The sequence below is a fragment of the Pseudomonas sp. LBUM1661 genome (assembly GCF_059695925.1).
In genome coordinates, this window is record NZ_CP166794.1 from 213,803 (window position 1) to 227,228 (window position 13,426).

The following is a 13,426-nucleotide window of genomic DNA, read 5'->3' on the forward strand; positions in this document are numbered from 1 at the left end:
TTCTCCAGAGGTCTGGTCGTTAAATCCAGGAGTGGCGTGCGGGGAGCGTGCCGTTGAGGTGATAAGTGCCCACCGCGTGATATTTCCAGCGCACCGGGTCGTGCAAGGTGTGCACGCGGGCGTTGCGCCAGTGACGATCAAGGTTGAATTCGGCGAGGGTGGCGCGGCTGCCGGCGAGTTCGAACAGCTTTTCGCTGGCCAACAGCGAGATCTCGGTGGTCAGCACTTTGGCTTCGGCCACGGCAATCGAGGCGCGGGCAGCGGACTCGGCGGTGAGCGGCGCGGCACTGACCTGGTCGAGCACCTGCCCGGCCTTGCGCAGCAACGCTTCAGCGGCGTGCAATTCGATTTTCAGTTTGCCGATGTCGGCGATCACGTACAGGTCATCGCTGGCCCGTTCGACATTGGCGTCGATCCACGGCCGGGCGCGGGTCTTGACGAATTCGATGGCGTCGTCGATGGCGCCGCGAGCGATGCCGGCGTCGATGGCCGCTTGGATCAATTGCGACACGGCGCCCTGGATATTCGGTTGGTCGTTGATCTTCCAGTTATCCACCACCAGCTCGGCGTCGACCCGCACGTTGTTGAGCAAAATGGTGCCACTGGCGGTGGTGCGTTGGCCGAAACCGGACCAGTCATCAACGATACGCAGCCCCGGTGTACCGCGACGGACGAACGCCAGCACTTGCTTGCCGTCGTCGTTCAGCGCTTTGACCGCGACCCAATGAGCAAACAGTGCGCCGGTGGAGTAGAACTTCTGGCCGTTGATGACGTAACCATCACCCTCAGCGGTGATGCGTGCCTTGAGTTCAAGGGTGTTTTTGGTGCCGCGTTCTGGACCGGCATTGCCGATGCGCCAGCCGTCGAGCACGCTTTTGAACAACTGTTTTTTCTGCGCTTCGGTGGCGCTGCCGAGTACCAGGTTGAGGATGCCGAACTGGTTCTGTGGGATCTGTCCGAGTGCCGGATCGGCAGCGGAAATGATCGCGAAAACTTCGGCCAGGGTGACGAACGAAACCTGCGGCCCACCGTACTCGCGCGGGATGGCAATGCTGCCCAGACCGCTGCGGGTGAACTGTTCGATTTCCGACCATGGCAACTTGCGTTGCTGGTCGCGTCTGGCTGCTTGCAGGCGGGCGACGTGCGCCAACTCCTGAGCGGCCTTGATGGCTTGTGCGTCGTTGCGCAAGACTTGCGCGGGCAACAACAATGGGGCGATGTCCAGATCACTCTGGATAGTTGCTTCTGCCAGACTGGACATCAGTGCCGCTCCTTGGCTGCACGCAATGCCCTGGCGATCTGCACTGGGGTGATTGTGTTCCGGACCATACCTACCTCACATCTCATGGAAACGCCGCGAGTGGTGCGGCGAACGAAAATCAAGAATGTCCGGTGGTCCGGTGCATATACCCTAAGCGTGTATAAAAAATTAATAAACTAACTTTTAGGAATATAGATAGAAGTGTGCCGCCACGAACTGTACGCACAGCAACAGTTGTTTCTGGTGCAACAGTTCAAGGCCTTATTCGGCTTCTGTAGGAGCGAGGCTTGCCCGCGAAAGCGTCAGATTTGACACACCGCGTTATCGTTCTTCGCGAGCAAGCTTCGCTACAGGGTAAGGATTTGTGCAACCGATCTTCAGCCTGCGCACCGGTGCCCAGCGCGAGTTGTTACCCACGCGGTCGAGGATGCAGTACGTCACTTCCAGTCGCAGGTCTTCGCCGGCTTCGAGAATGATCGCGGGTGGCACCCAGACCTGAATCGGCTGGCCGATGTCGTCAGCCTTGAGCCGTGGCAGGTCCATGCGCACATCGCCCCAGCGCAGGGTGATTTCATCGTCGACGGCCATGTTCAGGTACGGCGCGATGGTTAACGGGACGCCGCGCTTGATCTGGTTTGGATTGACCCCCTGACGGCGGATGGATTCTGGAATGCTCACCGGCGCCAGGCTTTGGTTTTCGTCGCCACACAGCGCGGATGGCTGGCCTCCAGGGCAGTCGAGCTTGATCTGAAAGCGCGTAGCGGCGGATATCGCCGGCCCTTGCCCGATTTGCATGATCCGGTAGTGAATACGCGAATCGCCATTGCTGATAAAGCTCTCAGGCACACGTAGCTGAATGGGTTGCCCGACATCGTGGGCTGTCAGTGCTCGGGAGGCGACGTAGCAGTTGTCCCAGAACAGTTCGATCAGGTCGCCTTCGTCCATGCCGGGGTAGGGCGCCACTTCGATCAGCAGGTGCGCCGCCGAGGTGATGTTGATGCCGGTCTTTTGAGTTTGGGCCAGGGTCGGGGCCGCCAGTTCGGGTTTGTGCGAAGTGCTTGTCATGGGGTTTCTCCTTGAAAACTTGCAGTGAAGTCCGTTTCTGAAAGATCAAAAGGCGTGAATTGCCGAGTAACAATACGGCTAATTATTTGTTCGCTTTAAATAATGATCGGCGCCTGTTGGAGGCTAGATAAGAGTGCGCTTGAATCTGTGTCAACAGCGTTTGTTAGTTGGGCGCTGGATAATCACTTAATCAGAAAGTTCCTACAGGTCGGTGTTAATAAACTGTACCGACCTGTCGACTATGACGGTGCTTTTTGTGGCTTTTATGCCGCAACGGCAGCAATGCCTTGGTTAAGGTTGATCGAGTGTATTTTGAAGTTTAGGCAGTGTTGATCTATTGCAGAACATATATATGTACCGCAAGCAACAGCAGAAGGTATTGTAAGCGTTATGTGTTTTGTACGAGTCGGAAGAGATGTAAGTGTACTTCCATCCATGGAAGTCGATGCTGATGGAACAGTCGCTCAGTTATGAGTGTTATTCAGAAACTTGCTGAGAAACTGTTTCGTGCGTTCTTCTTTCGGATTGGCAAACAGCGCCTTCGCTTCGCCTTGCTCGACGATCACACCCTTGTCGAAAAACACCACACGATTGGCCACGTCACGGGCAAAGCCCATTTCGTGGGTGACGATCACCATGGTGCGCTTCTCTTCGGCCAGGCTGCGGATGGTCGCCAGCACTTCACCCACCAGCTCCGGGTCGAGGGCTGAGGTGGGCTCGTCGAACAGAATCACTTCCGGCTCCATCGCCAACGCACGGGCAATCGCCACACGCTGTTGCTGGCCGCCGGAAAGGCGTCGCGGGTAAGCGTCTTCCTTGCCCGCCAGGCCAACCCTGGCCAACAGCTTTTTACCCAGGGCAACGGCTTGGTCATGCGGGATTTTCTTCACCACGATCGGGCCTTCGATCACATTCTCCAGGGCCGTGCGATGCGGGAACAGGTTGAAGCTCTGGAACACGAAGCCCACGTGTTGGCGCAAGCGTCGCACCAGGCCTTGCTGCTGGTTCAGCGGGCGGCTGCCATCGATTTCGATGTCACCGACCTTGATCCGGCCGCTGGTGGGTTCTTCCAGAAAGTTCAGGCAACGCAGGAACGTGGTTTTACCCGAGCCGCTGGGCCCGATGATCGCCACGACCTCACCTTCCTTTACCTCCAGATCGATGCCGTTGAGCACGACTTGACCCTTGAACTGCTTTGTCAGTTTTTCCACGACAATCATGGGGTCAGTTCTCCTGGTCGTGCCGATTGACCCGCTCTTCCAACTTGTTCTGCAGGTGCGAGAGCACCGTGGCCAGAATCCAGTAGATCAGCGCGGCGGCAAGGTACATGGTAAACACTTCGAAGGTGCGGGCCGTGATCAGCTGCGCCTGGCGGAACAGCTCCGGCACCTGGATGGTGGCGGCCAGCGCGGTGTCCTTGACCAGCGAAATGAAGCTGTTGCCCAGCGGCGGCAATGCGGTGCGCATCGCTTGCGGGATGATGGCCCGGCGCAGGGTCTGCGCGCGGGTCATGCCGATACTGGCCGCCGCTTCCCACTGGCCGCGCTCGATGGAGCTGATCGCGGAACGCAGGATTTCACAGGCGTAAGCGGCCATGTTCAGCGAGAAGCCGATCAGGGCTGCCGGCAGCGGATCGAGTTCCATGCCCAATTGCGGCAAGCCGTAATAGATCACGAACAGTTGCACCAGCAACGGCGTGCCGCGAAAGAACGACACGTAGATGCGGGCGATCCAGCTCACCAGTTTGAAGCGCGACAGGCGCATCAGTGCCAGGCCGAAGCCCAGCATGAGGCCGAAGAACATCCCGCCCAGGCTCAAGATGACCGTGTAGTAGGCCCCCTTGAGCAGGAAGGGCAGGGAGTCCAGTGCGAGTTGGAAAGCTTCTTCCATTATTGAGTGACGTCAGCGCTGAAGTATTTTTCCGAAAGCTTTTTCAGCGTCCCGTCGGCACGCAGCTTGTCGATGGCTTTGTTCACCGCAGCCAGCAACTCAGGCTCGCCTTTGCGCAGGGCAATACCGGCTTCCTGACGGGAGAACGCTTCGCCGGCGGCGACCGTGTCCTTGGCCTTCTTGGCGTATTCCAGTGCGGCGAGGCGGTCGATCAGGATGGCGTCGATGCGGCCAACACGCAGATCCTGGAACTTGGTCGGATCATCGTCATAGGTCTTGATGATGGCTTTCGGTTGATTGTCCTTGAGCCATTGTTCGTAGTTGGTGCCCAGGCCGACGCCGACTTTCTTGCCGGCCAGATCGGCGGCGGTCTTGATGGTGTCTTTGTTCTTGGTCAGAACCAGCGCCTGAATCCCGGAAACGGTGTACGGCTCGGAGAAGTCATACTTCTTTTTGCGTTCTTCGGAGATGGTCACCTGGTTGATCACGGCGTCCAGACGCTTGGATTCCAGAGCGGCGAGGATCCCGTCCCATTTGGTCGGTTGCAGTTTGACCTTCACGCCGAGCTCTTTGGCCAGGGCTTCGGAGAATTCAACTTCGAAGCCGGCCAGTTTGCCGTCGGCGTCGACGAAACTGAACGGTGGGTAAGTGCCTTCCAGGCCGACGTTGATCACGCCAGCGTCTTTGATTTTTTGCAGTTGCTCACCGGCAACCGCTTGCCCCAACAGGCCGGCGCTGAGTGCCAGGCCCAGCGAACCGACGAGCAGATTTCGACGTAGTGCGGAAAAATTCATGACAAGCCCCTGTGTTTTCTTATGAAGACGCTTTTAGGAAAGTTGGCAAAATCGGGATTTGGACGACAGCGATATCCTGCCCTAAAGCAGCGTATGCGTCTCGCAGCAAATTCGCCTGCGGCGTGACTATATGATGGCGTCTTTAGATAGGAAAATAATAAATATTGCGTTTGTTATTCTTTAATTACATATGCAGGATCGCCTTCGCGGGCAAGCCTCGCTCCTACAGGGATTGGGCCGGACGATAATTCCTTGATCGACGCAAAAACCTGTAGGAGCGAGGCTTGCCCGCGAAGCGCGTAGCGCTCTCAGAACGCCGTGTTATACGCAAACAACGCCGGCGCCCCGCCGGTGTGCAGGAAGATGATCGGGCCTTCATCAAAACGCCCGCGGCCAATGCCATCCAGCAACCCGGCCATGGCTTTGCCGGTGTAGACCGGGTCGAGCAACAACCCTTCCTGGCTTGCCAGCAGCTTCAACGCTGAAAGGGTCCCGGCATTCGGCTCGCCATAACGCGGGCCAAAATACTCGTCCCACAACTCGACTTTGAAACTCGCTGGCAGGCTCACGCCCAGCAACTCGGCAGTGCGCTCAGCCAGGCCTTGAACCTTGGGCCGCTGATCTTCTTCGCTACGGGACACCGTCACGCCAATCACTGGCAAATCCGCGAGTACTTCGCTCAATGCCAACGCCAGGCCGCTGTGCGTGCCGGCGCTGCCGGAAGCGAGAACGACGGCGGCAAATTGCAGGCCGGTGTCCTTGATCTGTTCGGCCAGTTCCAGCCCGGCACGCACATAACCCAAGGCACCCAATGCGTTGGAGCCACCAATCGGCACCAGATACGGTTTCTTGCCGTTGTTGCGCAGTCGTGCGGCCAAGGCCTCCAACTGGTCGTCGGCATTGTCGAGGTTTTCGACTAATTCAACCTTGGCATCGAACAGGTCGAGCAACAGCCGATTGCCGTTGCCGACGTAGTTGGCGTCGTCGGTGCCCAATGGATTTTCCAGCAGCGCGATACAGCCCAGGCCCAGCTTGGCCGCAATGGCGGCAGTCTGGCGCACGTGGTTGGATTGCAGCGCACCGGCGGTGATCAGCGTGTCGGCGCCTTGGGCCAGGGCATCGGCGGCCAGGTATTCGAGTTTGCGCAGCTTGTTGCCGCCCATTGCCAGCGGCGTCAGGTCATCGCGTTTGACGTACACGTCGCGGCCCAGCCAGGTCGACAGGCGTTCGAGTTTTTCCAGAGGGGTCGGGTGGCCGAGCAGATCGAGGCGGTCAAAACGGGCGAGCTGTTGTTTGATCATGGTTCCGTACTGGCGGGGGAAGATGTCAGGACTATAGGCACGCCCATTTAGCGGGGCAACCGCCAATCGCTTATATCCAAAAGAGCTGTACACAGCACAATTGGTTCTTAATTCGGCTTCCAGACCTTGCCGTAAAGTAATCGCCGTCAGCGCGGCCAGACAGTCCGGCCGCCCGTGAGGAGTTTTTACCGTGAGCGAGCGTTCCAGCCATTGGCAATTGCAGACCATCGTCAGCCAGCTGCGCACGGCGCGTGACCAGTGGCGTGCAGAAAACGGCCGCGCCAGTACCGAGCAGGGCGGTCGCGAGTTGCCGTCCCGCGCGGCCATGGCGGAAATCCTCGAAGCGTTGTGCGGTGCGCTGTTCCCGATGCGCCTGGGCCCGGTGGATTTGCGCGAGGAGAGTGAAGATTTCTACGTCGGCCACACGCTGGACGTGGCCCTGAACGCGTTGCTGGCCCAGGCCCGTCTCGAACTGCGTTACGCCGCCCGCCACAGCGCACAGGTCGATTCCGAAGTCGAGGCCCGGACCATTCAGATCATTCAGGACTTCGCCCTCGCCCTTCCGGGGTTGCGCAGCCTGTTGGACACCGACGTGTTGGCGGCTTATCACGGCGACCCGGCGGCGCGCAGTGTTGATGAAGTGCTGCTGTGCTATCCGGGCATTCTGGCGGTGATCCACCATCGCCTGGCCCACCATTTGTACCGCGCCGGGTTGCCGCTGTTGGCGCGGATCAGCGCGGAAATCGCTCATTCGGCCACCGGCATCGACATCCATCCCGGGGCGCAGATTGGCCGTAGCTTCTTTATCGATCACGGGACGGGCGTGGTGATCGGCGAGACGGCGATCATTGGTGAGCGCGTGCGGATTTATCAGGCGGTGACGCTGGGTGCCAAGCGCTTCCCGTCGGACGAGGACGGCCAGTTGCAGAAGGGTCATCCGCGCCATCCGATCGTTGAGGATGATGTGGTGATCTATGCCGGGGCGACGATTCTCGGGCGGATCACCATCGGCAAGGGCTCGACCATTGGCGGCAATGTCTGGCTGACCCGCAGCGTGCCGGCGGGGTGCAACCTGACGCAGGCGAATTTGCAGCATGATGATGGGACGCAGAAGTAAGCCTGTGCAGATATTTGCTGTCTGATCAGACGCCTTCGCGAGCAAGCCCGCTCCCACATTAGATCGTGTACCTGTCCCGCGCCTCGGTCTAATCTGGGAGCGGGCTTGCTCGCGAAGGGTTTCAAACCGAACCAGGGTAATGGCATTTCGCTAATCTCCAGCTGAACGAATTCCCCCAACCCCGCGTCATACCCTCCTTGAGCTAGCGTATGAACAGTACCGCCGAGCCTTGCGATTAGTCCTTAGCATCCTATTCATGTTTAACTTGAACGCTCATTCAAGTTAAACCGCCGGTTTGCTGCCCGCTCACAACAGGAGGCTTGCCCTTGCCGAGTCCGTTACTGATTGCCCTGTTTCACCCCCTTGAGGTGCACCATTCATGAGTGCACCGTCCACCTCCGCCAGCGGCCAGGTCCGCATGAACCCGCCGGTGTTTTACTTCTCGGCCAGTTTCATTCTGCTGTTCGGCATTGTCGTTATCGCCATGCCCGAGCAAGCCGGCGCCTGGTTGCTGGCGGCGCAAAACTGGGCGGCCAATACGGTCGGCTGGTACTACATGCTCGCGATGACCCTGTATCTGGTCTTCGTGGTGGTCACCGCCTTGTCCGGCTACGGCAAGATCAAGCTCGGTGCCGACCACGACGAACCCGAATTCAGCTACCTGTCGTGGGCCGGCATGCTGTTCGCCGCCGGGATCAGCATCACGCTGTTTTTCTTTTGCGTGTCCGAACCGCTGACCCACCTGGCGCAACCGCCGCAAGGCGAGGCCGGCACGGCGGATGCGGCGCGCCAGGCGATGCAGATTCTGTTTCTGCACTGGGGCCTGCATGGCTGGGGCGTGTTCGCCTTCGTCGGCATGGCGCTGGCCTACTTCGCTTATCGACATAACCTGCCGCTGGCCCTGCGTTCGGCGCTGTATCCACTGATAGGCAAGCGCATCAACGGCCCGATCGGTTATGCGGTGGACGGTTTCGGCATCATCGCCACGGTGTTCGGCCTCGGCGCCGACATGGGCTTTGGCGTGTTGCACCTCAACTCAGGGCTCGATTACCTGTTCGGCATTGCTCACACTCAGTGGGTTCAGGTTGGCCTGATCACGCTGATGATGGGCGCGGCGATCATCGTCGCGGTGTCCGGCGTCGATAAAGGCGTGCGGGTGATGTCCGACATCAACATGCTGCTGGCCTGTGCGCTGCTGCTGTTCGTGCTGTTCGCCGGCCCCACGCAGCACCTGCTCAACACCTTGATCCAGAACATCGGCGACTACCTGGGCGCCTTGCCGATGAAGAGTTTCGACCTGTATGCCTACGACAAACCCAGCGACTGGCTGGGCGGCTGGACGGTGTTCTATTGGGCCTGGTGGATCGCATGGTCGCCGTTCGTGGGCCTGTTCATCGCGCGGATTTCCCGTGGCCGGACCATCCGCGAATTCGTCTTCGGCGTGCTGCTGATTCCGCTCGGCTTCACCCTGGCCTGGATGTCGATCTTCGGCAACAGCGCCATCGACCAGGTGCTCAACCACGGCATGTCGGCGCTGGGCATGTCGGCCATCGACAACCCGTCGATGACCCTTTACCTGCTGCTGGAAACCTACCCGTGGAGCAAAACCGTGATCGCGGTCACGGTGTTTATCAGCTTCGTGTTCTTCGTCACGTCCGCTGACTCGGGCACCGTGGTGCTGTCGACGCTGTCCGCCAAGGGTGGCAATCCCGACGAAGACGGGCCGAAATGGCTACGAGTATTCTGGGGCGCGATGACCGCGCTGGTGACCAGCGCGTTGCTGTTCTCCGGCAGCATCGATGCGTTGAAGTCAGCGGTGGTGCTGACCTCGTTGCCGTTCTCGATGATTTTGCTGCTGATGATGTGGGGCCTGCACAAGGCGTTTTATCTGGAGTCGCAGAAACAGATTGCGCAGATGCACTCCCTGGCGCCGGTGTCCGGATCGCGTCGCGGTGGCTGGCGTCAGCGCTTGAGCCAGGCCGTGCATTTCCCGTCGCGCGATGAGGTCTATCGTTTCCTCGAAACGACGGTGCGCCCGGCGATTGAAGAAGTGACGGCGGTGTTTGTCGAGAAGGGGTTGAATGTCGTTACTCAACCTGACCCGGCGAATGACAGCGTCAGCCTGGAAATCGGTCATGGCGAGCAGCATCCGTTCATCTATCAAGTGCAGATGCGCGGTTACTTCACGCCGTCATTCGCCCGTGGCGGCATGGGCTCCAAGGAACTCAACAATCGCCGTTATTACCGGGCTGAAGTGCATTTGAGCGAGGGCAGTCAGGACTACGATCTGGTGGGTTACACCAAGGAACAGGTGATCAACGACATCCTTGATCAGTACGAGCGGCACATGCAGTTTTTGCATCTGGTGCGTTGATCGAGCACTCACGTCTCGGTGGTCAGCGCCATGAACAACACCAGCGCCGCCACCGGCACACCGAACACCACGCTGCCGACCACCAGTTCCGTCGTGACGGACTGGCCGGCGGTGACCACGCCGATGGCGCCGTTGATCATCGTCAGTGCCAGCCACAGCACGATGAAGCTGTAGGTCAGCGTCTGGCGGCTGAAGCCGATCTTCTCGCCGATGAACAGCATCAGCGCCAGGAGGATCAGGCCGAAGGTGATGATGATGGTGGTGTGCATGGTGAGTTCCGTCCCTTCAGATGGGTGTTGCTTTTTGAGGACGCCTTCGCGGGCAAGCCTCATGGATTCACCCCGTTATACCGAGCATAGCGTCGTCCTCAGACCAACCCGCCATTCACCCGCAAAATCTGCCCGTTGACCCACGCCGAATCCGGTCCGACCAAAAAGGACACGACGCGGGAGATGTGTTCCGGCTGCCCGAGCCGTTCCAGCGGGGCCATCTTGGCGAAGTTCTGGATCTGTACTTCGCTCTTGCCATGCAGGAACAAGTCAGTGGCAACCGGCCCGGGCGCGACGGCGTTGACGGTGATGTTGCGACCGCGCATTTCCTTGGCGAACACCTGGGTCAGGGATTCCACCGCAGCTGGTCCACGAGCAGGCAGGGGCTCCTCATGTTGGGCTAATATTTATCATTGTGTGTATCGTGTGTATTGGAGACATGATCGTCGGATACTGTGCGCAGCCGATGCTGCCCACAAGGACGAAGGTGATGCGAAGTCGGGAAATGATCAGGATGATCGAGGAGGATGGTTGGTATCTGGTGGCCGTGAAAGGTAGTCACCATCAGTACAAGCATCCGAGCAAGCCAGGGAGGGTGACGATAAAGCACCCTGATTCGGATCTTCCAAAAGGAACGATCAACAGCATATTGAAACAGGCGGGTCTGAAATGAAGCCCGACGTTGGATATGAAAGCCCCGAGGGGGCCACATCACAGGAAGGACTCACCGAAATGAAATTCCCGGTCGTTCTGCACAAGGATGCCGACTCAGAATACGGAGTAATTATCCCGGACGTGCCGGGTTGCTTCTCCGCAGGCAGTACTGTGGCGCAGGCATTTGAAAACGTGAAAGAAGCATTGTCGTTGCACTACGAAGGTTTGGTCGCCGATGGCGATCCACTGCCGCAGGTGCGTGAGATCGATGCGCATCTTGATAACCCTGACTACGCGGGGGGCGTGTGGGGCGTTGTCGAATTCGATATCACGCCTTACTTCGGTAAGTCCGTGCGCTTCAATGCCACGCTGCCAGAACAGTTGCTGGAACGTATCGATCAAACGGTCAGGCGGGACCAGCGATACAGCTCAAGGTCTGGCTTTTTGGCTGCTGCCGCGCTGCGTGAGTTGTCGGCGTAATCGTTAGATCGTTCCCACGCTCTGCGTGGGAATGCAGCCCGGGACGCTCCGCGTCCCATCCATTTATGAAACGTTTCAGCATTTTCTCGAATCCGGGGTTTATCGGCGTTTGTCTGGGCGTATGCTGGGCGACTTGCGAAGCAGTCGACACCACCTTCAAGACAGACAAGAGAGGATTCGATGACTTACACCGCTGCCGAAAACCGCTACGACTCTATCCCTTACCGCCGCGTGGGTCGCAGCGGTCTGGTGCTGCCGGCGCTGTCGCTGGGCCTGTGGCACAACTTCGGCGACAGCACGCCGATCGACTCCCAGCGCTCGTTGCTGCGCACCGCGTTCGACCTGGGCATCAACCACTTCGACCTGGCCAACAACTACGGCCCGCCGTACGGCAGCGCCGAGATCAATTTCGGGCGTTTGCTGCGTGAAGACTTCAAGCAGTATCGCGACGAACTGATCATCTCCAGCAAAGCCGGTTGGGACATGTGGCCCGGCCCTTATGGTCAGGGCGGCGGTTCGCGCAAATACGTGCTGGCCAGCCTGGATCAGAGCCTGCAGCGCCTGGGGCTGGACTACGTGGATATCTTCTACTCGCACCGCTTCGACCCGGAAACGCCGCTGGAAGAAACCGCCAGTGCACTGGCCACCGCCGTGCAGCAGGGCAAGGCGCTGTACATCGGTATCTCGTCCTATTCCGGGGTGAAAACCCGTGAGATGGCCGCACTGTTGAAAGAGTGGAAAGTGCCGTTGCTGATTCACCAACCGGCGTACAACCTGCTCAATCGCTGGGTGGAAAAGGACCTGCTGGATGTCACCGACGAACTCGGCACCGGTGTGATTGCCTTCACTCCGTTGGCGCAGGGTCTGTTGACCGATAAATACCTCAACGGCATTCCGAAGGATGCGCGGGTCAATCGTCCGGGCGGTGGTTCATTGCAGTCCTCGCAACTGTCCGAAGCCAACATCGCCCATGTGCGCGGGCTCAATGAGATCGCCAAACGTCGTGGCCAGAGCCTGGCGCAGTTGGCGTTGGCCTGGACGTTGCGCGATCCACGGGTGACCTCGGCGCTGATCGGCGCGAGCCGGCCGGAGCAGATCATCGAGAACGTCGGGGCGTTGAAGAATCTGAGCTTTAGCGCAGAGGAACTGGCGGAGATTGACCGGTTTGCCCAGGAGGGCGGGATCAATCTTTGGGAGAAGCCTTCGACGGCTGAGTGAGTGTTCGGCGCCGGATTATCCGGCGCCTGTCATATGGCTATCGCTAGCAGGCTAGCTCCCACAGGTGGATTGCATTCCAAATGTGGGAGCTAGCCTGCTAGCGATGAGGCCATCATCGGCAACAGAAAAATCAGCGAAAAAACGGCACATCCCCCAACACCGTTGCCCGCTGCATCACCCGCCGCGCTGGCCGGTAATCATCTACCGCATAGTGCTGTGTCACGCGGTTATCCCAGAACGCCACATCATCCTTCTGCCAACGCCAGCGAATCGTGAATTCCGGCCGCGTCGCGTGGGTAAACAGAAACTTCAGAATCACCTCGCTTTCAGTCTCCGACAGCTCGTTGATCTTCGACGTGAAGCCTTCATTGACGAACAACGACCGACGTCCGCTCACCGGGTGCGTACGGATCACCGGGTGCGACAGCGGTGGATTTTTGCGGCGTGCTTCTTCCCACTGGGCCAGCGCTTGCGGCGTGTTGCCATAACGCTCCAGTGGAAACGAGCGGGTGAAATCGTGAGTGGCCGTCAGCCCTTCGAGCAAGGTTTTCATCGGCGCTGACAACGCTTCATATGCAGCGATGCCGCTGGCCCACAACGTGTCACCGCCGAACTCCGGCAGCAGCTTGGCGCTGAGCACCGCACCCATGGCCGGGGTCGGCAGGAAGGTCACGTCGGTGTGCCAGATCGCGTTGTCGCGCACGTCGGTGACGGCGGTGTCGAGGATCAGCACTTCCGGTTGTTCCGGCACATTGGGGTAGATCGGGTGAATGTGCAGGTCGCCAAAATTCGCGGCGAAACGGGCCTGTTGTGGCGGCTCGATCGGTTGGTCGCGGAAGAACAGCACTTGGTGCTTGAGCAGTGCTTGTTCGATAGCGTCGCGTTGTTCCAGGTTCAGCGGCTGGCTGATGTCGATGCCGTTGATTTGCGCGCCGAGTGCCGAGCTTAAAGGGACGATTGTCAGGTTGCTCATGGTCTTTCTCTTCAATCCGGGGTGCCGAGC

Annotated in this window: 13 protein-coding genes and 1 pseudogene; 5 read left to right on the plus strand and 9 right to left on the minus strand. The window is 59.1% G+C overall.

Going from position 1 to position 13,426, the window contains the following annotated elements; translation table 11 throughout:
* Positions 1 to 19: 19 nt before the first annotated feature.
* From ACA057_RS01015 to ACA057_RS01040, 6 genes are all read right to left on the minus strand, one after another.
* Positions 20 to 1,261 carry an SfnB family sulfur acquisition oxidoreductase gene (locus tag ACA057_RS01015; protein ID WP_497345272.1) on the minus strand — a complete coding sequence of 414 codons (1,242 nt, stop codon included), beginning with the start codon at positions 1,259 to 1,261 and terminating at the stop codon, positions 20 to 22.
* Between the two features lie 321 nt (positions 1,262 to 1,582).
* A complete protein-coding gene (locus tag ACA057_RS01020) occupies positions 1,583 to 2,326 on the minus strand; it encodes a hypothetical protein (RefSeq protein ID WP_497345274.1) in 744 nt (247 codons plus the stop codon).
* A 464-nt stretch (positions 2,327 to 2,790) separates the two neighbouring features.
* Entirely contained in the window at positions 2,791 to 3,546 is a 756-nt protein-coding gene (gene tcyN, locus ACA057_RS01025) for an L-cystine ABC transporter ATP-binding protein TcyN (protein WP_497345276.1), read from the minus strand.
* Positions 3,547 to 3,550: 4 nt separating this feature from the next.
* Positions 3,551 to 4,216, minus strand: coding sequence for a cystine ABC transporter permease (gene tcyL / locus ACA057_RS01030; RefSeq protein WP_059404083.1), 666 nt, complete (start codon positions 4,214 to 4,216; stop codon positions 3,551 to 3,553).
* Positions 4,216 to 5,010, minus strand: a complete 795-nt coding sequence (gene tcyJ, locus ACA057_RS01035) for a cystine ABC transporter substrate-binding protein (protein WP_401356856.1) — start codon at positions 5,008 to 5,010, stop codon at positions 4,216 to 4,218. The genes tcyL and tcyJ overlap by 1 nt, the downstream gene beginning before the upstream one ends.
* A gap of 308 nt (positions 5,011 to 5,318) precedes the next feature.
* Positions 5,319 to 6,311, minus strand: a complete 993-nt coding sequence (locus tag ACA057_RS01040) for a D-cysteine desulfhydrase (protein WP_497345279.1) — start codon at positions 6,309 to 6,311, stop codon at positions 5,319 to 5,321.
* 190 nt (positions 6,312 to 6,501) lie between these two features.
* On the opposite strand from ACA057_RS01040, the gene epsC reads away from it, so the two are divergent.
* Positions 6,502 to 7,428, plus strand: coding sequence for a serine O-acetyltransferase EpsC (epsC, locus tag ACA057_RS01045; RefSeq protein ID WP_497345281.1), 927 nt, complete (start codon positions 6,502 to 6,504; stop codon positions 7,426 to 7,428).
* Between the two features lie 379 nt (positions 7,429 to 7,807).
* On the plus strand, positions 7,808 to 9,802 hold the full coding sequence (betT, locus tag ACA057_RS01050; protein ID WP_497345283.1) for a choline transporter BetT: 1,995 nt from the start codon (positions 7,808 to 7,810) through the stop codon (positions 9,800 to 9,802).
* Between the two features lie 8 nt (positions 9,803 to 9,810).
* On the opposite strand, the gene ACA057_RS01055 is transcribed toward betT, so the two are convergent.
* Together ACA057_RS01055 and ACA057_RS01060 are read right to left on the minus strand one after the other, a co-directional pair.
* Positions 9,811 to 10,071 (minus strand): hypothetical protein, encoded by a 261-nt coding sequence (locus ACA057_RS01055; protein ID WP_059404078.1) that lies wholly within the window; start codon positions 10,069 to 10,071, stop codon positions 9,811 to 9,813.
* A 98-nt stretch (positions 10,072 to 10,169) separates the two neighbouring features.
* Positions 10,170 to 10,436: pseudogene (locus ACA057_RS01060) on the minus strand (SDR family oxidoreductase); the annotation flags it as partial.
* A 125-nt stretch (positions 10,437 to 10,561) separates the two neighbouring features.
* On the opposite strand from ACA057_RS01060, the gene ACA057_RS01065 reads away from it, so the two are divergent.
* The 3 genes from ACA057_RS01065 to mgrA all read left to right on the plus strand — a co-directional run bounded on the left by ACA057_RS01065 (position 10,562) and on the right by mgrA (position 12,423).
* Entirely contained in the window at positions 10,562 to 10,744 is a 183-nt protein-coding gene (locus tag ACA057_RS01065; RefSeq protein ID WP_497345285.1) for a type II toxin-antitoxin system HicA family toxin, read from the plus strand.
* On the plus strand, positions 10,741 to 11,205 hold the full coding sequence (locus ACA057_RS01070) for a type II toxin-antitoxin system HicB family antitoxin (RefSeq protein ID WP_497345287.1): 465 nt from the start codon (positions 10,741 to 10,743) through the stop codon (positions 11,203 to 11,205). Before ACA057_RS01065 ends, ACA057_RS01070 begins: the two co-directional genes overlap by 4 nt.
* A gap of 180 nt (positions 11,206 to 11,385) precedes the next feature.
* A complete protein-coding gene (mgrA, locus tag ACA057_RS01075; RefSeq protein ID WP_497345289.1) occupies positions 11,386 to 12,423 on the plus strand; it encodes an L-glyceraldehyde 3-phosphate reductase in 1,038 nt (345 codons plus the stop codon).
* Positions 12,424 to 12,553: 130 nt separating this feature from the next.
* On the opposite strand, the gene tauD is transcribed toward mgrA, so the two are convergent.
* Positions 12,554 to 13,396 carry a taurine dioxygenase gene (tauD, locus tag ACA057_RS01080; protein WP_497345291.1) on the minus strand — a complete coding sequence of 281 codons (843 nt, stop codon included), beginning with the start codon at positions 13,394 to 13,396 and terminating at the stop codon, positions 12,554 to 12,556.
* Positions 13,397 to 13,426 lie beyond the last annotated feature (30 nt).

What these genes read in the sequence shown, in the direction of transcription:
- tauD (WP_497345291.1), bottom strand. Translation starts at nt 13,396, where the DNA reads ATGAGCAACCTGACAATCGTCCCTTTAAGCTCGGCACTCGGCGCGCAA.
- tcyJ (WP_401356856.1), bottom strand. Translation starts at nt 5,010, where the DNA reads ATGAATTTTTCCGCACTACGTCGAAATCTGCTCGTCGGTTCGCTGGGC.
- ACA057_RS01015 (WP_497345272.1), bottom strand. Translation starts at nt 1,261, where the DNA reads ATGTCCAGTCTGGCAGAAGCAACTATCCAGAGTGATCTGGACATCGCC.
- tcyL (WP_059404083.1), bottom strand. Translation starts at nt 4,216, where the DNA reads ATGGAAGAAGCTTTCCAACTCGCACTGGACTCCCTGCCCTTCCTGCTC.
- ACA057_RS01055 (WP_059404078.1), bottom strand. Translation starts at nt 10,071, where the DNA reads ATGCACACCACCATCATCATCACCTTCGGCCTGATCCTCCTGGCGCTG.
- betT (WP_497345283.1), top strand. Translation starts at nt 7,808, where the DNA reads ATGAGTGCACCGTCCACCTCCGCCAGCGGCCAGGTCCGCATGAACCCG.
- ACA057_RS01065 (WP_497345285.1), top strand. Translation starts at nt 10,562, where the DNA reads ATGCGAAGTCGGGAAATGATCAGGATGATCGAGGAGGATGGTTGGTAT.
- tcyN (WP_497345276.1), bottom strand. Translation starts at nt 3,546, where the DNA reads ATGATTGTCGTGGAAAAACTGACAAAGCAGTTCAAGGGTCAAGTCGTG.
- ACA057_RS01020 (WP_497345274.1), bottom strand. Translation starts at nt 2,326, where the DNA reads ATGACAAGCACTTCGCACAAACCCGAACTGGCGGCCCCGACCCTGGCC.
- ACA057_RS01070 (WP_497345287.1), top strand. Translation starts at nt 10,741, where the DNA reads ATGAAGCCCGACGTTGGATATGAAAGCCCCGAGGGGGCCACATCACAG.
- mgrA (WP_497345289.1), top strand. Translation starts at nt 11,386, where the DNA reads ATGACTTACACCGCTGCCGAAAACCGCTACGACTCTATCCCTTACCGC.
- ACA057_RS01040 (WP_497345279.1), bottom strand. Translation starts at nt 6,311, where the DNA reads ATGATCAAACAACAGCTCGCCCGTTTTGACCGCCTCGATCTGCTCGGC.